The 18816-nt window shown below is 65.3% G+C and carries 15 protein-coding genes; 8 read left to right on the top strand and 7 right to left on the bottom strand.

Annotated elements, in window-relative coordinates; translation table 11 throughout:
* Positions 1-173: 173 nt before the first annotated feature.
* The 8 genes from MAA8898_RS12140 (at position 174) to MAA8898_RS12105 (ending at position 11522) form a co-directional block, all read left to right on the top strand.
* Entirely contained in the window at positions 174-743 is a 570-nt protein-coding gene (locus tag MAA8898_RS12140) for a cupin domain-containing protein (protein ID WP_094021292.1), read from the top strand.
* A 169-nt stretch (positions 744-912) separates the two neighbouring features.
* Entirely contained in the window at positions 913-1875 is a 963-nt protein-coding gene (locus MAA8898_RS12135; protein ID WP_094021291.1) for a TAXI family TRAP transporter solute-binding subunit, read from the top strand.
* 108 nt (positions 1876-1983) lie between these two features.
* Positions 1984-4779 carry a TRAP transporter permease gene (locus tag MAA8898_RS12130; RefSeq protein WP_094021290.1) on the top strand — a complete coding sequence of 932 codons (2796 nt, stop codon included), beginning with the start codon at positions 1984-1986 and terminating at the stop codon, positions 4777-4779.
* A gap of 11 nt (positions 4780-4790) precedes the next feature.
* Entirely contained in the window at positions 4791-5216 is a 426-nt protein-coding gene (locus MAA8898_RS12125) for a universal stress protein (RefSeq protein WP_094021289.1), read from the top strand.
* Positions 5217-5297: 81 nt separating this feature from the next.
* The gene (locus MAA8898_RS12120) at positions 5298-6266 is read left to right on the top strand and encodes a carbon-nitrogen hydrolase family protein (RefSeq protein WP_094021288.1); all 969 of its coding nucleotides are present in this window, start codon (positions 5298-5300) and stop codon (positions 6264-6266) included.
* Positions 6267-6310: 44 nt separating this feature from the next.
* Complete coding sequence (locus MAA8898_RS12115) at positions 6311-9070, top strand: aminotransferase class I/II-fold pyridoxal phosphate-dependent enzyme (protein WP_094021287.1); 2760 nt, start codon at positions 6311-6313, stop codon at positions 9068-9070.
* Between the two features lie 3 nt (positions 9071-9073).
* Positions 9074-10525: a biotin carboxylase gene (locus MAA8898_RS12110; RefSeq protein WP_094021286.1), complete on the top strand. Its 1452-nt coding sequence runs from the start codon at positions 9074-9076 to the stop codon at positions 10523-10525.
* A 7-nt stretch (positions 10526-10532) separates the two neighbouring features.
* Complete coding sequence (locus MAA8898_RS12105) at positions 10533-11522, top strand: C45 family autoproteolytic acyltransferase/hydrolase (RefSeq protein ID WP_094021285.1); 990 nt, start codon at positions 10533-10535, stop codon at positions 11520-11522.
* A gap of 9 nt (positions 11523-11531) precedes the next feature.
* On the opposite strand, the gene MAA8898_RS12100 is transcribed toward MAA8898_RS12105, so the two are convergent.
* From MAA8898_RS12100 to MAA8898_RS12070, 7 genes are all read right to left on the bottom strand, one after another.
* Positions 11532-12209 (bottom strand): DUF4336 domain-containing protein, encoded by a 678-nt coding sequence (locus tag MAA8898_RS12100; RefSeq protein ID WP_245853393.1) that lies wholly within the window; start codon positions 12207-12209, stop codon positions 11532-11534.
* A gap of 179 nt (positions 12210-12388) precedes the next feature.
* Positions 12389-13159 (bottom strand): ATP-binding cassette domain-containing protein, encoded by a 771-nt coding sequence (locus MAA8898_RS12095; RefSeq protein ID WP_094021283.1) that lies wholly within the window; start codon positions 13157-13159, stop codon positions 12389-12391.
* A gap of 3 nt (positions 13160-13162) precedes the next feature.
* Positions 13163-14275 (bottom strand): ABC transporter permease, encoded by a 1113-nt coding sequence (locus tag MAA8898_RS12090; protein ID WP_094021282.1) that lies wholly within the window; start codon positions 14273-14275, stop codon positions 13163-13165.
* 84 nt (positions 14276-14359) lie between these two features.
* Positions 14360-15271, bottom strand: a complete 912-nt coding sequence (locus MAA8898_RS12085) for a sugar ABC transporter substrate-binding protein (protein WP_094021281.1) — start codon at positions 15269-15271, stop codon at positions 14360-14362.
* 261 nt (positions 15272-15532) lie between these two features.
* On the bottom strand, positions 15533-16825 hold the full coding sequence (locus tag MAA8898_RS12080) for a flavin-dependent oxidoreductase (protein WP_094021280.1): 1293 nt from the start codon (positions 16823-16825) through the stop codon (positions 15533-15535).
* Between the two features lie 110 nt (positions 16826-16935).
* A complete protein-coding gene (locus MAA8898_RS12075) occupies positions 16936-17811 on the bottom strand; it encodes an amidohydrolase family protein (RefSeq protein WP_094021279.1) in 876 nt (291 codons plus the stop codon).
* Between the two features lie 114 nt (positions 17812-17925).
* A complete protein-coding gene (locus MAA8898_RS12070) occupies positions 17926-18735 on the bottom strand; it encodes a crotonase/enoyl-CoA hydratase family protein (protein WP_245853391.1) in 810 nt (269 codons plus the stop codon).
* Between the last annotated feature and the right edge of the window lie 81 nt (positions 18736-18816).

The following is an 18816-nucleotide window of genomic DNA, read 5'->3' as shown; positions in this document are numbered from 1 at the left end:
GGGCTCTCCTCTCGGCTGACGGTGATAAATATCCTTATCGCACGTCTATTTTATTTGTCAATTTCGGGCAGGCTGACACAAAATACCTTTTATATCAGGAGGATAAAATTCACTTGACCCGGCTGTCTCCGGTCTGCCAAGTTTTCTTGACAAGGGTTAGAGGCGAATCGAGCATGGATGTAGGCGGCCGTTTGAGGGCAATTCGAGAGTCGCGGGGGCTGTCCCAGCGTGATCTCGGGGCCCGGGCCGGTCTGACCAGCGCGGCGATTTCGCTGATCGAACAGAACAAGTCGAGTCCCTCGGTTGCTTCGTTGAAGAGCCTGCTGGACGCGATCCCGATGACCATGTCCGAGTTCTTTACCGAGGTCGAAGAGGCCGGGGCGCCCAAGTACTTCTACTCCGGGGACGAGTTCATCGAATTGTCGCCCCAGGACCTCGGGCTTGGCCGCGGCGCGGCACAGTTGTCGCTGCGGCAGGTGGGGGATGCATCGCGGCATTCGTTGCAGGTGCTGCACGAAACCTATCCGCCGGGCGCCGACACCGGACCCGACCTGCTGAAGCACGACGGCGAGGAAGCCGGGATCGTCATCGAGGGGATCGTCGAGGTCACGGTCGGGAATCATGTCCGCGTTCTGAATCCCGGGGACGGCTATCTCTTTGACAGCCGTCTGCCGCACAGGTTCCGCAACGTGGGCGAGAAGACGTGCATCGTCGTGAGCGCATGTACCCCGCCCAGTTTCTGACCCAAGGGTCCGAAAGGGGCGGTTTTCTGATCGGGAACCGGGCGGCGTGCTGCGCGTTTCCGATACGTCACTCGGCGCGAAACTTGAAGCCAAGGCTGAACATGGTAGCCTTGCAACAGGCCAGTGCTTTGCCTGTCCCAAGATAAAAAGCGCAAGAAAGGGAGAAAGAATGTCCAAGTTTACAAAGGTGGTTGTCGCAGCAACCTTTGCCCTTGCGGCCACCGCCGCAACCGCACAGGAGCGTTTCATCACCATCGGTACCGGCGGTCAGACCGGCGTCTACTTTGTGGTCGGCCAGTCGATCTGCCGGCTCGTCAACCGCGGCACGGCCGAGCACAACCTGAAGTGCACCGCGCCGTCGACCGGTGGCTCCATCGCCAACATCAACGCCATTGCGGCGGGCGACATGGACATGGGCGTGGCCCAGTCCGACTGGCAGTTCCATGCCTACAACGGCACCTCGGAGTTCGAGGGCAAGAAGTTCGACAAGCTGCGCGCGGTGTTCTCGGTCCACCCCGAGCCCTTTACCGTCGTGGCGCGCGCCGATTCCGGCATCACCACGTTTGACGACCTGTTCGGCAAGCGCGTGAACGTCGGCAACCCGGGGTCGGGCCAGCGCGCGACCATGGATGTCGTGCTGTCCGCGATGGGCAAGTCGACGGATGACTTTGCCCTGGCGTCCGAGCTGAAGCCGGCGGAGCAGTCCGCTGCACTGGGCGACAACAAGGTGGACGCGATCATCTACACGGTCGGCCATCCGAACGGGTCGATCCAGGAAGCAACCTCGACCGTCGATGCGGTCCTGGTGCCGGTGACCGGCGAAGCGATCGACAAGCTGGTCGCCGACAACCCCTACTACGCCAAGGCGGTGATTCCGGGCGGTCTGTATTCCGGCAACGACGCCGATGTCGAGACCTTCGGCGTGAAGGCGACCTTCGTGACCTCGGCCGACGTGCCGGATGACGTGGTCTACACCGTGGTCAAGGCCGTGTTCGACAACTTCGACCGCTTCAAGGGCCTGCACCCGGCCTTTGCGACGCTCAAGGAAGAGGAAATGATCTCGGGCGGCCTCAGCGCCCCGCTGCACCCCGGTGCCGAGAAGTACTACCGCGAGCGCGGCTGGATCAACTGATCCCGACCCTTTGAAAGACTTCCGCGGCCCCGCCACAGGGCAGGGGCCGCGGATCGGGCGGTCACGATACCGAAAACCGGCGGGCCGCAGCGCGCACAGGGGGACATCATGAGCGACGACAAGCAATTCCAGGCGGCCGCGGTCGAAAACCAGGCCTCCGGCAAGGGCGGCCTCAGCCAGGCCGAGCTCGACGCACTGGTCGCGTCGTCGGACACCGGCGGGAGATCGCCGTCGCTGCCCATCGTCCGGCTGATCACGATCACGGCCATCGTCTGGTCGCTGTTCCAGCTCTGGATCGCCTCGCCGATCCCCTACATCATGAATGCGAGCGACATCGGCCTGATCAAGTGGATCGGCAGCAACACGATCCTGAACGACACCGAGACGCGGTCCATCCACCTCGCCTTTGCGCTGTTCCTGGCCTATCTCGCCTATCCGGCCGAACGGTCGCCCGTGCAGATGGGCCTGGCGATCGGCGTGCCGGCGATCATGACCTTCCTGTTCATCTACGGCGCCAAGGACGACACCGCGATCTGGTGGATCCCGCTCATCGGCCTGGCCATGATCGCCGCCGTCCTGCTGGGATCGCCCAAGGACCGCGTGCCGCCGTGGGAATGGGCGCTGGCGATCATCGGGGCCGCGGCCTCGCTCTACATCTTTGTCGCCTATGACGGGATCGCGCAGCGCGTCGGCGCGCCGATCACGCAGGACTTTGTCGTTGCCGTCATCGGCATCATTATCCTGCTGGAGGCCACGCGCCGGGCGCTGGGCCCGGCGCTGATGATCGTGGCGACGGTGTTCCTGGTCTACACCTTCCTGGGGCCGATGATGCCCAGCATCATCGCGCACAAGGGCAACAACCTGTCCGAGGTGGTCAACCACCAGTGGATCACCACCGAAGGCGTCTTTGGCATCGCGCTGGGGGTTTCGACCTCCTTCGTGTTCCTCTTTGTGCTGTTCGGCTCGCTTCTGGACAAGGCCGGGGCAGGCAACTACTTCATCCAGGTGGCGTTTTCGCTGATGGGTCACATGCGGGGCGGACCGGCCAAGGCGGCCGTCGTCTCCTCGGCGATGACCGGCCTGATCTCGGGCTCAAGCATCGCCAACGTGGTGACCACCGGCACCTTCACCATCCCGCTGATGAAGCGGGTGGGCTTTTCGTCGGAAAAGGCGGGCGCGGTCGAGGTGGCCAGTTCCGTGAACGGCCAGATCATGCCGCCCGTCATGGGCGCCGCGGCCTTCCTGATGGTCGAATACGTGGGCATCCCCTATTTCGACGTGGTCAAGCACGCCTTCGTGCCGGCCGTCATCTCCTACATCGCGCTGGTCTACATCGTGCACCTCGAGGCGATGAAGGCCAACCTGCAGGGCCTGCCGCGCGCCGTCGCGCCCAAGCCGCTGGTCGCCTGGCTGATGAGCCTCGCCTTCACCATCGCGGTGATCTGCGCGCTGTCCTTTGCCGTCTACTACGGCATGGGCTGGATCCGGCCCGCGTTCCCCGAGACCGCCGGCTACATCATCTTCGTGCTGCTGGTCGCGGTATATGTCGCGCTGCTGTTCGTCTCCTGCCGCGAAGCGCGGCTGAAGCTGGAGGACCCCAACGCGCCGGTGACCAAGCTGCCGATCCCGGGGCCGACCATCCGGTCGGGCCTGCACTTTCTGCTGCCGGTCGTCGTGCTGGTCTGGGCGCTGATGGTGGACCGCCTGTCGCCGGGCCTGTCGGCCTTCTGGGCGGCGGCCTTCATGGTCTTCATCCTGCTCACCCAGCGCCCGATCGAGGCGATCTTTCGCGGCGAAGGCAAGCTGGGCGGCGCTGTCGCACAGGGTGTCCACGAGCTGAAGGAAGGCCTGGAGGCCGGCGCGCGCAACATGATCGGCATCGGCATCGCCACGGCGACCGCCGGCATCATCGTCGGTGCGGTCAGCCAGACCGGCGTCGGGTCGGCGCTGGCGGACGTGGTCGAGGTGCTGTCGGGCGGCAACATCATGGCCATCCTCGTGCTGACGGCGATCCTGTCGCTGATCCTGGGCATGGGCCTGCCGACCACCGCCAACTACATCGTCGTCTCGGCGCTGCTGGCGCCGGTGATCGTGACGCTGGGCCAGCAGAACGGGCTGATCGTGCCGCTGATCGCGGTGCACCTCTTCGTGTTCTACTTCGGCATCATGGCGGACGTGACGCCGCCGGTGGGCCTGGCCTCCTTTGCCGCGGCGGCGGTGTCCGGGGGTGACCCGATCCGCACCGGTGTCGTGGCCTTCTTCTACTCGCTGCGGACGGCCGCGCTGCCTTTCCTGTTCATCTTCAACACCGACCTGTTGCTGATCAACGTGGACTGGATACACGGCATCTTTGTCTTCGTCACCGCGACGATCGCGATGCTGCTGTTCGCGGCGGCGACGCAGGGCTGGTTCCTGACCCGCAACCGCATCCACGAGACGGTGCTGCTGCTGCTGATCGCCTTTTCGATCTTCCGTCCCGGATTCTGGATGGACATGATCGTGCCGCCGTTCAACAGCGTGGCTCCGGCGCAACTCGAACAGGCGTTCGCCGATGCCAACCCGGGGGACGAGATCCGCCTGACGGTCAACGGCCTGAACGCGGTCGGCGATCCGGTGACCTTTACCGCGCCGCTCAAGGTGCCGGAGGGCGAAACCGGGGCCGACAGGCTGCTGGCCACCGGCGTCGAGGTGCTGGACGCCGACGGCAAGGTGATGATCGACAACGTCGCCTTTGGCAGTGCCGGGGCCGAGGTGGGGCTCGACTGGGACCAGGAGATCACCCAGGTCCTGTCGCAGGCGTCGCAGCCGTCGAAGTACCTGATGTATCTGCCGGCGCTGCTGCTGCTGGCGGGTGTCGTGATGATGCAGCGTCGCCGCATCCAACCGACGCCGGCGACGGCGTGAAGGAGGCCACCATGTTCGACAACGTCCTCATGCCGATCGACCTGAACCACCCGGCGTCCTGGGAAAAGGCCCTGCCGATGGCCGTCAAGCTCTGCGGAAACACGGGCACTCTGCATGTGCTCGGGATCGTGCACGACCTGGGGGCGGCGGCGATCGCCTCCTTCCTGCCGGCCGATTTCGAGCAGAAGGCCCTGCAGAAGATGCGGGAGGACCTCGAGGGGTTCATCGCGAAGAACGTCCCCGAAGGCACCAGCGCCGTGGCCCACGTGGGGCACGGGCACGTGCCCGAGCACATCATTTCGGCGGGGCGCGCCACGGGGGCGGACGTGATCGTGATGGCCTCGCATCCGCCGGACGAACTGATGACCATCCTCGTGGGGTCGAATGCAGATCGCGTGGTGCGCCACGCCGACAGACCGGTTATGGTGGTGCGCTAGACAGGGCACCACGACCCCCTGACCCAAAATAACAGCGCGGGGCCCCTTCGAGCAGAGCCCCGCCTTCGGAGAACCTAACGTATGACTCCCTTTGCAATTGCGGGCGTGCAGATGCATGTCGCGGCGCTTCACTCCAACGTCGAGGCGATGCGCCACAGGATCGACGTTCTGATGGCGCGGTTTCCCTGGACCCAGATGGTCCTGTTTTCCGAGCTGGCGCCCTACGGCCCGCTCGACCGCTACGCGCTGCCGTTTCCCAACGACGCGCTCTACCAGTTCCAGGAAGACGCCAAGCGCTACGGCATCTGGCTGATCCCCGGCTCGATGTTCGAGCGGACGGAAAGCGGCCTGATCAAGAACACTTCGGTCGTGATCAACCCGCAAGGCGAGATCGTCGCGAAGTACTCCAAGATGTTCCCGTTCCGGCCCTATGAGACCGGGGTCACCGCGGGGACCGAGTTCTGCGTCTTTGACGTGCCCGAGGTGGGCCGCTTCGGCCTGTCGATCTGCTATGACATCTGGTTCCCGGAAACCACGCGGCAGCTGACCTCGCAGGGTGTCGAGGTGCTGCTGCACCCGGTGCTGACCGGCACCACCGACCGCGACGCCGAACTGGCCATCGCGCGCGCCACGGCGGCGCAGTTCCAGTGCTACGTGTTCGACGTCAACGGCCTCGCCGCGGGCGGGGTGGGGCGGTCCTGCGTGATCGACCCGGCCGCCACCGTGCTGCACCAGTCGGCCGGGCAGGAGGACATGTTCCCGATCGAGGTCGACATGGACATGGTCCGCCGCCAGCGCGAAACCGGCATGAAGGGCCTGGGTCAGGTGCTGAAAAGCTTTCGCGACCGCGATGCCGAGTTCAGCGTCTACGACCGCACCAGCGGCGCGGACGCCTACCTGCACACGCTAGGCGCGCTCGAGATGCCGGCCAAGGGCTCGCGCCGCGGGCAGGCGGCGCTGGATCCGCGCGCGGCGCTGGGCCACGTCGAACGGCCCGACATCCAACCGCACAATTTCTCGGTGTTTCACGGCAAGACCGGGGCTGACTGAACAACGGAGACCGGGGAGCGCCGGTCCCACAGGGGAGGCAATACATGGACTCGCAGAAATCGGCCGGCAAGCTGCCCACAATCCGCGACTACTACAGCGCGACGCAATTGCGCGCGGACCGCTGGAGCGCCCTGAGAGAAGCCGTCGAAGGGCTGCACACCCACGGCATCGGCGGAACGCAGGGCAAGAAGCTGCGCAAGACGGCAGAGATGCTGTTCGAGGCGCTGGAGCCGATCGAGCGGTACTGGGCCTTTCCCGGCGCGCACAACTTCGAACACCTGCGGCGGCTGTTGCAGAACGACAGCATCGAGGATCTCGCGGTTTCGCTCCGCCGGGTCGCGCGGGCGCTGACCTCCGGCGCCTATCGCCGCCGATCCATCCCGCTGGCGGCGGACGACCACGACAACGAGGACTACGAGGACGAAGCCTCGCTCGCGCCCGAGGCGCGCGCACTGGGCCGGCCCTATTTCGAGGTGCTGATCGTCGACGACACGACCGAGCACCAGGAGCGGTTCCTGCGCCAGAGCCTGCAACGCATGCGCCGCACCGAGGACCCGTTCATCTACGAGGCGGTTGTCGTGCCCTCGCTCGAGGACGCGCTGATCGGCATCCTGTTCAACTACAACGTGCAGGCGGTCGTGGTGCGCCCGGGGCTGACGCTGAAGTCACACAACGAACTGCCGATCCTGAACCAGTACCTGTCCCGCGTCGCCGAGGACGAGGAAGTGGATGCGCTGGAGCCGCATGAATACGGCCCCGAAGCCTGCCGCCTGATCGCCAAGATTCGGCCCGAGCTGGACGCCTACCTGGTGACGGACCGGTCGGTCGAGGATATCGCCGGGCGCGACCTGGGCCGCTGCCGGCGGGTGTTCTACAACCAGGAGGACTTTCTGGAACTGCACCTGAACATCCTGCGGGGCGTGAGCCGGCGCTACAAGACGCCGTTCTTCACCGCGCTCAAGGAGTATTCGCGCCAGCCCACCGGCGTGTTCCACGCCATGCCAATCAGCCGCGGCAAGTCGATCAGCCGCAGCCACTGGATCCAGGACATGGGCGCCTTTTACGGGCCCAACATCTTTCTTGCGGAAACCTCGGCCACCTCGGGCGGCCTCGACAGCCTGCTGGAGCCGCGCGGTCCGATCAAGGAAGCGCAGGACATGGCGGCGCGGGCCTTCGGCTCGAAACACACGTTCTTTGCCACCAACGGCACATCGACCTGCAACAAGATCGTCGTGCAGGCGCTGGTGCGGCCGGGCGACATCGTGCTGGTGGACCGGGACTGCCACAAGTCGCACCACTACGGCATGGTGCTGGCGGGCGCCAACGTGGTCTACATGGACAGCTATCCGCTGCACGAATACTCGATGTACGGCGCGGTCCCGCTGCGCGAGATCAAGCATCACCTGCTGAAGCTGAAGGCGGCGGGCAAGCTGGACCAGGTCCGCATGATCACCCTGACCAACTGTACCTTTGACGGGCTGGTCTACAACGTGCAGCGCGTGATGGAGGAATGCCTGGCCATCAAGAAGGACCTGATCTTTCTCTGGGACGAGGCCTGGTTCGCCTTTGCGCGGTTCAACCCGACCTATCGCCAGCGCACGGCGATGGGCGTCGCCAACACGCTGCGCGAGTCGCTGCGCACGCCGCAGGCCGCCGCCGCCTGGGAAAAGCAGCAGAAGGAACTGGAGGGCGCCGACGAGGAGACCCTGCTGAACACCCGCCTGCTGCCGCCGCCGGACGCGCGGGTGCGGGCCTACGCCACGCAGTCGACGCACAAGACGCTGACCTCGCTGCGGCAGGGGTCGATGATCCACGTCAACGACCAGGACTTCAAGGGCGAGGTCGAACAGTCCTTCCACGAAGCCTACATGACGCACACCTCGACCAGCCCCAACTACCAGATCATCGCTTCGCTGGACGTCGGCCGCCGGCAGGTGGAACTGGAGGGGTTCGAATTTGTCCAGCGGCAGGTGGAAAGCGCCATGGCGATCCGCCGGGCGATCCATTCGCATCCCTTGCTGCAAAAATACTTCCGCGTTCTGACGGCCAAGGACATGATCCCCGAGGATTACCGCGAAAGCGGGATCGAAAGCTATTTCGACCCCGATCACGGCTGGGTCGACAAGTGGAACGTCTGGAACCTGGACGAATTCGTGCTGGACCCCACGCGGGTCACGCTGGCGGTGGGTGGCACCGGCTGGGACGGCGACACCTTCAAGACCAAGATCCTGATGGACAAGTACGGGATCCAGATCAACAAGACCTCGCGCAACACGGTGCTGTTCATGACGAACATCGGCACCACGCGCTCTTCGGTCGCCTACCTGATCGAGGTGCTGGTCGAAGTCGCCAAGGAACTGGACGAACTTCTCGACGATGCCTCGCGGATGGAGCGGCGGTCGTTCGAGAACCGGGTGACGGCCCTGGTGGAACACGTCCCGCCGCTGCCCGATTTCAGCCGGTTTCACGATGCCTTTCGCGCCGGACCGGATACGCCCGAGGGCGACATCCGCTCGGCCTTCTTCCTGGCCTATGAGGAGGACAACTGCGATTACTTCTCGCTCGACGACACGATGGCCAAGCTGAAGCAGGGTGAGGAACTGGTGTCGTCCAGCTTCATCATCCCCTATCCGCCGGGGTTCCCGATCCTGGTGCCGGGACAGGTCATCAGCAAGGAGATCATGGCCTTCATGCAGGCGCTCGACGTGAGCGAGATCCATGGCTTCCGCCCGGATCTTGGCCTGCGCGTTTTCACCAAAGAAGCGCTCCAAGCGCTCATGACCAAATCCAACGGAGAGGGTTGACTGATGCCGAAGAAGACACTGGCGAATATTTCCGAGATCCGGAGATTTTTTCACACCAACCAGGACCCCATCTATTTCGTCTCTGCGACGAACTTCAACCTGCTCGGGCTCGACGAGTGGGTGAAGAACTTCAAGTACATCTGCTACATGGACTGTTTCGACGGCCGGCACCCCAACGTGCTGTGCCCCTCCGAGATGCCGCATGACGAGTTCCAGTCGATCGAGGACATCAACAACTACCTCCTGCAGCACAAGGAAGTGGTCGACTACGTCAAGAAGCGCGGCGGCAAGCCCAAGTTCGTCTTCCTGATGTTCGACGAGAAGACCGAGCAACTGGCCAAGGATCTGGGCGGCGAGGTCTGGTTCCCCAAGGCCAAGCTGCGGCAGGCCATGGACAACAAGATCGAGACCGTGCGCGTCGGCAACAAGGCCGGGGTGCCTTCGGTCCCGAACACGCTGTCCGAGGTCAAGGACTATGCCCACCTGAAGAAACTCTGCAAGGACGCCGGGCTGGGCGACGACCTGGTGTTGCAGTCGGCCTTTGGCGACTCTGGCCACACCACCTTCTTCATCAAGTCCGAGGCCGATTTCCGCAAGCATGAGCACGAGATCGTCGGCGAGGGCGAGATCAAGATCATGAAGCGGATCGACTGCCGCGGCTCGGCAATCGAGGCCTGCGCCACCTCGCAGGGCACCATCGTCGGCCCGCTGATGACGGAACTGGTGGGCTTCAAGGAACTGACGCCCTACCGCGGCGGCTGGTGCGGGAACGAGATCTTCTCGACCGCGTTTTCGCCCAAGCAGCGCCAGAAGGCGCGCGAGCTGACCTTTGCCTTTGGCGAGCAGCTGCGCAAGGAGGGCTATCGCGGCTATTTCGAGCTAGACTTCCTGATCGACAAGAAGAACGACGACATCTGGCTGGGCGAGTTGAACCCGCGCATCACCGGCGCGAGTTCCATGACCAACCACGCGGCCTTTGCACATGCCGACGCGCCGCTGTTCCTGTTCCACCTGCTGGAGTTCTCGAAAAAGCCGTTCACGCTGGACGTGGATGAGCTGAACAACCGCTGGTCCGACCCGGACATGATCGACAGCTGGAGCCAGATGGTGATCAAGCACACCGACGACTCGGTCGACATCATCACCGGGGCGCCGCAGTCGGGCATCTACAAGATGCTGCCGGACGGGCGGGTGGTCTACGACCGTTTCGACTATCACCGCCGCGCGGTCGAGACCGAGGACGAGGCGTTTTTCCTGCGGATTTCCAATGTGGGTGACTACCGTTACGAGGGCGCCGACCTGGGCATCCTGGTGACGCGCGGCCGCTCGATGACCAAGGGCTTCCAGTTGACGCCGAAGGCCAAGCAGTGGATAGCCGGGATCAAGGCATGTTATTCGGCGCGGGCGCTACCCTCGGCCCAGGCCTTCCAGGACCCGGCGTTCAAGATCATGTAAGGACAAGATGTCCCTCACCTTCAGAGCGGTATCGGAAACCAGGCCTGGCCCCAAGTGGGCCGGGCTCTTTGCCGATTATCGCGACGCCTACCTGCGCTGGTGGGCCCGTGAGGGGCTGACCGGGCGACCGACCTACATGGAATGCCGCCGCGCGCTGCAAACGCACATGCCGGAACTGGTGCCGATCTGGGAAAAGCTGTGCGAACTGGCCGGTGGCGGCGACATGGAGGCGCGGTTTCTCAGCGTCTACTGCCCGCCGCGCTACCTGACCGGGTGCAGCCAGGCGATCTGGTCCGGGGATGAGCCGCTGCTGGTGCGCAACTACGATTACAACCCGCAGGCGGTGGACGCGATCCTGCTCAAGACCGGCTGGCTGGGGCGGCAGGTGATCGGCACCTCGGACGGGCTGTTCGGGCTGGTCGACGGGATGAACGACGCAGGCCTCGTGGCCTCGCTGACCTTTGGCGGCCGGCGCGAGACGGGCGAGGGGTTCGGCGTGCCGCTGATCCTGCGCTACATCCTGCAAACCTGCACGACGACCGCCCAGGCGCGCGAAGTGCTGCGCCGCGTGCCCTGCCACATGAGCTACAACGTCACCGTGCTGGACGCGCAGCGCGATTTCGCGACCGCCTACCTGGCGCCGGACCGCCCGCCATTGATCACCCACGCGGCGGTGGCCACCAACCACCAGGAGCGGGTGGAGTGGAAGAGCCACGCCCGTTCCACCGCCACGGTCGAGCGCGAACGCTACCTGCTGCAACGCCTGTCGCTGCACCCCGAGACGCAGGAAAAATTCGTCAGCGCCTTCCTGCGGCCGCCGCTCTATTCGCTGGCGTTCGACCGTGGGTTCGGCACGCTCTATACTGCCGCCTACCGCCCCTGGCGGCGCGAGGTCGAGTTGTTCTGGCCCGATGTCGCCTGGCGCAAGTCGTTTGACCACTTTGCCGAGGACGGCGTCACCATCACCTATCCGACCGAACGGATCGCGCTGCGCTGACAGGGACGCTCAGGCGCTCCAGGCAAAGGCATGCCGAACCGCGGTCCCGGCATTCGTGGACACCACGGGACCATGCGCTATGGCAAGCCGTTGCACCGGCCAGTCGCGCACGCGCGCGAGGGCGGCCCGCAGCGCGACCCGGTCGCGGAACGCCAGCCGGAACTTCCACGGCACGGCGGGCGCGTCGCCGGTCATCCGGTCCAGTCGCGCCACCACGCTGCGCCAGCCGGAAAACCAGCCCGCCGGCATCTGTTGCAGCAGGTCGGTGAAGATCGCGGTGCCGCTGGAGCGGTGGAAAAAGACGACCTCGGTGGTGATCAGGTTGCCGCGGAACATCACCTGGTCAAAGACGCCCTCCCAGGACGCGGGCGGGGTGTCGCCCAGCGGAGTTTCGGTCCCGGTCAACAGGCATTTTTTCGTGACGCCGGGCGCGGTGTGCACCTGCGCGCGCGGATGCGCGGCGCACCAGGCCGGCAAGGACATGTAGTGCAGATCGTTCGGTGCGATCAGGTGCCGGACCGGCCCGAGATTGCTGACCGCGCTGTGCACCTCCGGGGTCAGGGCGATCGGCGAATGCAGCCAGAGGCTGCCGTCGGGCAGCCGCGCAATGCACATCCGGGTGGGAAACCTGAAGCCCGCCGCGCCCTCGACAGTCGGCCCCTCGACCGTCCAGAGATCTTTACCCAAGGACTGAAGCATAACATTACCTGCTCTTCAAAAGACCTGCTCGTTTTTTCCTCAGCCTATGGGTGAGTTAGGATTCCGACAATATGTTTTGAGTTGCGCAAGCCGTGTTCCGCCGATGCGATGGCAAAAGCCCGCCCCCTCGGGGGGGACGGGCCTAAACTTTAGGCTTTTCCGATGGCTCAGATGGCCGCGAGTTCGCCTTCGAGGTCCTTCATCTCGGCCCCGCCGGCCATCAGGCGGCGGATCTCGTCGTGGCTGAGCTCGCCCTTCTTGCCGGCGCCGATCACCTGTCCCAGCGCGAGGAAGGTAAAGCGGTCCGCCACCAGCTGCGAATGGATCTCGTTGTGGGTGATGAAGATGATCGCGATGTCGCCACGCTTGCGGACCTTCTTGATCGTCTTCAGCACCTCCATCTGCTGCTTTTGCCCCAGCGCCGAGGTCGGTTCGTCCAGGATCAGCACCTTGGCGCCAAAGTAGATGGCGCGGGCAATGGCCAGCGTCTGGCGCTGGCCGCCGGACATGGTGCCGACCGCCTGCGTCGGGTCGGAAAAGTCGATCCCGATCTTGAGCATCTCATCATGGGCGATCTTGTCCATCTCGTCCATGCGCAGGGTGCCGAACGGCCCCTTCAGCTCGCGCCCCATGAAGAAGTTGCGCGTGACGCTCATCAGCTGGTTGACGGCCAGGTCCTGGTAGACCGTGCCGATCCCGGCGTCCGAGGCATCGCGGGGCGACCGGAAGCTGACCGGCTTGCCCTCGATGTAGAGCTGTCCGCTGGTGGGCTGGTGAACACCCGCCAGCGTCTTGATCAGGGTCGACTTGCCGGCGCCGTTGTCGCCCAGCAGGGCGTGCACCTCACCGGGGTAGACCTCGAGGTTGACGCCGTTCAGCGCCATGAAGGGGCCGAATTTCTTGACGATGTTTTCGACGCGAAGATATGGCTGTGCCATGGCTCAAATTCCTCCCGTGATGCGCTTGCGGATGCGTTCGTTGGCAAAGACGGCGGCCAGCAGAACGGCGCCCACGAAGACGCGATACCAGGACCCGTCAAGCCAGGGGATGTAGAACACCGCGTTGGCCACGAGGCCGAAGGTCACTGCGCCAAAGGCCACGCCGAGGATCGAGCCGAAACCGCCGGTCATCAGCGTTCCGCCCACGACGGCGATGGCGATGGCGTTCAGCTCCATCAGGTTGCCCTTGGCCGCGTCGGCGGTGTTGGTGTCGAACACCTGGCAGGCGGCGAACATGGTGGCGCAGAAGGCGGTGAACATGAACAGGCCGACCTTGACCGTATTCACCGGCACGCCGTTGGCGCGTGCGCTGTCCTTGTTGTCGCCGGTGGCGTAGATCCAGTTGCCCAGCTGGGTGCGCGACAGCACGAACCAGGCTCCGCCGGCGATGATCAGCCACCACATGAAGCGGGCGTCAAAACCTTCGACCCACTGTTCGCCCCGGCGGTTGAGGTTGCCGCCCAGCCAGAACCAGGCATCGTAGAACCAGCCAAAGACCTCGCCGCCAAAGATCCAGGCGAACCAGCTTTCTTCCTTGTAGTCGGGCAGGCCGGAGATCTGCGTGGACTGGTTGATCAGGCGGAACGCCACCTCGGTCACGCCGCGCAGGAAGAACAGGAAGGCCAGGCTGACGATAAAGCTGGACAACCCCGACCGCACCACGATGGTGCCCAGCAGCCAGCCCAGGGCCAGCGTCATCATCATCGTGACGAGGAAGGCGAGGAACGGCGTCGCCTCGCCCAGGCCGAAGGGCAGGCCCCATTTCATCATCATCGCCATGGACATGCCGGCAAAGCCGATCATCGAGCCGATGGAAAGGTCGAACTCGCCGGCGATCATCAGCAGGGCGGCGCCGGTGGCGATGATGCCGAACTGGGCGATGATGGCCACGTTGTTCTTGAGCCCAAGCGCGTTGAAGGCCTTGAAGTCAGAGGCAACCGTGATCAGCGACACGACCACGATCATCACGATGAAGGCGCCGGCCTCCGGGCGGCGCACCAGCCGCATCAACGTACTTTCCTGCGCCAGCCTGTCGGCTTCGCTGCGTCCGGACATGGGTTTCCCCTCCTGAGTGGATGTATCGAAAAAGGGGACAGCCGTCGCCAACTGTCCCCTTGCCTGTCTGTCGTCAGGTCGCGATCAGCGGTTCACGCCCGCCTGCGATTCGACATCGGCCGCGTTGCTTGCATCGACAAAACCCGGGCCCGAAGGGATGTTGGCGCCCGGCAGCATGCCGGCATAGGTGTTGTAGAGGTGCAGCACGATGACCGGCATGTAGCCCTGCAGGTACTGCTGCTGGTCGATGGTATAGGCGACGTGGCCTTCCTTGATCAGGTTGATCACACCCGGCGACATGTCGAAGCAGGCCAGGTGCACGTCGGCACCGACTTCCTGCACGGCATCCCAGGCCGCTTCGCAGACGTGCGGGCCGACGGCCAGCAGACCGTCGATCGACTCGTCCGCCTGGAGGGCGGCGGCGGTGCGCGTCTTGATCTGGGTGACGTCGTTCGACACGTCGATCTGGTTCAGCTCGGCGCCGAAGGCGTCGAAGTACCCGGTGCAACGGTCGACCAGCGCGGTGTTGTAGGCTTCCTGGTTGAGGCAGAGCCCCTTGGTCACGCCTTCGGCCTTGGCGCGGTCACCGGCGGCCTTGCCGGCTTCGTACTCGGGCTGGCCGACGTGCATCAGCGCGCCGACGGCCTTGGACGACTCGAGGCCGGAGTTGATGGTGACAACCGGGATGCCCGCGTCGACGGCGGACCGGATGGCGCCGCCAAGCGCGTCGGCGTCGGGCAGCGAGACGATGATGCCATCGGGCTCGGTCGCGGTGGCGGCCTCGATCAGCTTGGCCATGCCGGACATGTCACCCGAGGGGTCGAAGTTGTATTCGATGTCCGCGCCGATGGCGGCCCCGGCATCCTTGGCGCCCTTTTCCACCACCGGCCAGAAGGGGTCCGTGCCCTGGGTGTGCGTGATCACCACGTAACGCTCGGCAAAGGCCGGTGCGGTCAGCGCGGCGAGGGCCGTGGCGGCCAGGAAAATCTTCTTCATGTGGTCTCCTCCATTGGACGTTCCGCCTGATGTTCAAGCGGTTATTGTTTGGATGGGCCCTGTCCCGGGCCTTGTTCCGGGGCCGAGCCTAACAACGCCTCAGGGTCTTGTCAGCAAAGAAAACCTGCCTCCTCCCGGGACCCCTCGGCGGATGGCGTTATCGCTAACGACTCGCAGGATGTCCGTCGAGAAAGAGCAGGGGGACGGCGGGGAATTCTGTCATCCTTGAGAGGGCGTGCCATGCCGGATGATGGCATTACATCATTTATTCGGGGTTTCGTCTTTTATCCTTGCCCCGGGCGCGATGATCGGCGGCGCGGCGTTCAGGGTCTCGATCGCGAAACCGGCGGCGGCCTTGTAGTCGGCCAGGAAGGCGGCGCGCTCTGCGGCCGGGATCACGCTGTCGATGTCGTCGAAGACGCCGCCGCAGCGTTGATCGACGATGTCGAGCAGGCCAAAGGGCCCGGCGCCGCGGTTGCGCAGCACCAGGTTCGACACCGGCCCGCAGAGGCGGTCATCATAGGCGCGCAGGGCGTCGGGCGTCACGCCGTGGGCGATCAGGCAGGCGCCCAGCGTGCGCGCGTCGACCACCGCCTGGCTCGCCCCGTTCGAGCCGGTGGGATACATCGCGTGCGCCGCGTCACCCAGCAGGGCCACGCGCTCGTCGACCCAGGTGGGCACCGGGTCGCGGTCGATCATCGGGTTCTCAAAGGCGCGGTCCGCGCCGCGGATCAGCGCAGGCACGTCGAGCCAGTCGTAGCGGAAGGCCTCGAAGTGATGCACGAAGCTGTCGATCGGCACCTCGCGGAACCAGCCGGCCCTGGTCCAGTCCTCGCCCGCGTCCAGCGTCCGTTCGGCAATCCAGTTGACCTCGGCCAGCCCGTCGCTGTCGGGACGGGAGATCGGGTAGATCACCATGCGGTGGCGCGCGGTGCCGAGACCGATGAAGCTGGAGCCGGTGCGGATCGGCTTTGCCCGCGTCGTGCCGCGCCACATCAGCGCGCCGCCCCAGTGGATCGGCGGCTGATCGGGGTGCATCTGCGCGCGGATCGGCGAATGGATGCCCTCGGCGCCGATCAGCAGATCGCCGGTGTTGGTGAAAGCGCCCTCCGGTCCGTCAAGGTGGAGGGTCACGCCCTGGTCCGTCTGCGTGTATCCGGTGGCCCGGCAGCCGGTGCGCACGGCCTCGGGACCGAGCCGTTCGATCACCGCGTCATGCAGCGCCATGTGAAAGCGGCCGCGGTGCACGGCGTATTGCGGCCAGAGATACCCGGCGTCGAGCCCGCGCGGCTCGGCATGGATGTCGGCGCCGCTGAGACCCACCAGCGCCCATTCGCGGGCGGGCAGGCCGACCTTGTCCAGCACCTCCGGTCCGAGACCGAGGTCGATCAGCTCGCGCACGGCGTTGGGCTGAAGGTTGATGCCGACACCCAGCGGTTTCAGCGCGCGTACGGACTCGTAGACGGTGCAGGGCACGCCGACCTGGTGCAGCGTCAGCGCCGTCACCAGTCCGCCGATGCCGCCGCCGGCGATGAGGACTCGGGATTGGGTCATGGGCGCGCTCCGGTGTCGTGAGGGTTAGGAGGGGGCGCTGCCCCCGTCGGCCTGCGGCCGACTCCCCCGAGGTATTTTTCAAACCAAAGAAGCCGGGGGCCGGGCGCGGGTCAGATCTTCAGCAGGCGGCGGGCGTTGTCCTTGAGGATCAGGGGGCGCACCTCGTCGCGGATGTCGATCTCTTCGAAGTCCTTCAGCCAGCGATCCGGGGTGATGGCGGGCCAGTCGGAGCCGAACAGCATCTTCTTGCGCAGGATCGTGTTGGCGTAGTGCACGAACAGCGGCGGGAAGTATTTTGGGCTCCAGCCGGACATGTCGATGTAGACGTTGGGCTTGTGCTGGGCGACCATCAGCCCCTCTTCGGTCCAGGGAAAAGAGGGGTGGGCCAGGATGATCGGCGTGTCGGGGAAGTCGACGGCGACGTCGTCGACATGCACCGGGTTCGAGTATTTCAGACGCATTCCCATGCCGCCCCTCATGCCGCTGCCGACCCCGGTCTGGCCGGAGTGGAACAGCATGATCGCGCCTTCCTCGGCGATGGCCTCGTAAAGCGGGTAGGCCCAGCGGTCGTTCGGGTAGAAGCCCTGCATGGTCGGGTGGAACTTGAACCCGCGCACGCCGAAGTCCCTGACCAGGCGGCGCGCCTCGCGGGCGCCGGCCTTGCCCTTGGCCGGGTCGATGCTGGCGAAGGGGATCAGGATGTCGCTGTTGTCGGCGGCGATCTGGGCGACTTCCTCGTTCGAGTAGCGGCGAAAGCCGGTCTCGCGCTCGGCGTCGACGGGGAAGATCACCGCGCCGATCTTGCGTTCGCGGAAATAGTCCGCCGTCTGCTGCACCGAGGGCAGCATGCCGGAGGCGCCGGCGGGGTTCTTGAAGTACTTGGCCATGCCGGCCTGGAAATCGTCGTAACCGTCGTCGCGGGGGCCGCAGCAGGGTTCTTCGGCGTGGGTGTGGATGTCGATGGCGATCAGGTCGTCGGCGTTCATGACGGTCCTCCTTGGGGCATGCGGATGGGCGGATTGCGCGGCGGGCGTTTCGGATAGCCGGGTCTGTCGCCCAGCGGGTTCACCGCCACCCGGGGCGTGGCGCGGGGGCGACCGTCAGCCATCGGCGCGCGGCGGCGCCTGTACCTTGGCGGCGCGCTTGTCCAGGAAATCGCGCAGGCGCTGTTTCGCCTCGTCCGTCATCGTCGCCAGCGAGGCAACCATCGCCTCGGTAAACAGCCCGTCGTCCGAGGACATGCCGGCGATGCGGGGCAGGGCGTTCAGCACGGCGTAGTTGGTGAAGGGGGCGTTCTGCGCTACCCGCGCGGCGATCTCCGTCGCGCGGGTCAGCGCCTCGCCATCCGGCACCACGTAGGACACGCCGCCCCAGCGCTCCATCTCGGCGGCGCCGACAGAGCGGCCGGTCAGCATCATGTCACCCATGCGCGCGGGACCGATCAGCCGGGCGATGCGGACCGAGCCGCCGCCGCCCACGAAGATCCCCCGCTGGCCCTCGGGGAGGGCGAAGAAGGCGCTGTGCTCGGCCACGCGGATGTGCGTGCTGGCGGCGAGTTCAAATCCGCCGCCCACAGCCGCGCCGGTGATTGCCGAGATCACCGGGATCTCGCCCAGTTCGATGGTTGCGAAGGTGCGGTGCCAGAGGCGCGAACCCTTGATCGCCTCGAACAGCGGCTTTTCGGAATGCTCCGCCAGGTCCAGCCCGGCGCAGAAATGCGCGCCGTGGCCGTGCAGCACGGCGGCGCGGGCCTCTGACGTGGCGCGCGCCACAGCCTGTCCCAGGGCAAGGATGAAACGGTCCGACAGCGCGTTGCGCTTGTCCGGGCGGTTCAGCCCGATCAGCGCCACGTCCCCCTCACGCGCATAGGTGATCAACCCGTCGCCCATGGTCTCTGGCGGGACCGTCATGGCGGTATGCTCCTCGCTGCGGCCTTTCCGGCCCGTTTTCGTTTCCACGTAAACAATACCCGGCGCGCAAGTCAACGGAGA

It is taken from the genome of Antarctobacter aquimaris, assembly GCF_900184945.1.
Lineage (GTDB): Bacteria > Pseudomonadota > Alphaproteobacteria > Rhodobacterales > Rhodobacteraceae > Maliponia > Maliponia aquimaris.
Note: the sequence above shows the minus strand (reverse complement) of the source record. Positions and strands in the feature narration are given on the sequence as shown.